The sequence below is a fragment of the Bradyrhizobium sp. Mp27 genome, from assembly GCF_029953005.1.
GTDB lineage: Bacteria > Pseudomonadota > Alphaproteobacteria > Rhizobiales > Xanthobacteraceae > Bradyrhizobium > Bradyrhizobium barranii.
The window spans coordinates 1-303 of sequence record NZ_JASAUS010000725.1; the positions used below are offsets into that span (position 1 = coordinate 1).

Annotated in this window: 1 protein-coding gene; it reads left to right on the forward strand. The window is 58.4% G+C overall.

What is annotated here, in order from left to right; genetic code table 11:
• On the forward strand, positions 1–198 hold a 198-nt coding region (locus tag QJT78_RS52460; RefSeq protein ID WP_281460980.1), incomplete at its 5' end, for a hypothetical protein.
• Positions 199–303: the final 105 nt, after the last annotated feature.

Below are 303 nucleotides of genomic sequence, written 5' to 3' on the forward strand. Positions count from 1 at the left end.
TTGCTCGGCCCAGTTATCCAGCGACGCGTCGGCCTTGCGGAAAAGGGCCGCGCGAACCGGATCATGCAGCATGATCTGCTTCAGCGCCCGGCCAGCTATCGAATCCTTGAATTGAAGTTGATGACCAAGGAAGTTCCTTCGATGGAGGCCGAATTCGTGGTTCAGAAGGCGCACGTCGTCGGAGTGAAGGTATCCTAGCCCGTCCTATTCGTGAGAGTGCGGCTTTTGGGCCCGATTGATGCGGCCGCACATCTTGTCTGACGAGGCGCACAGGATTGCCTTCGGCTTTTCGCCGCCTGACGA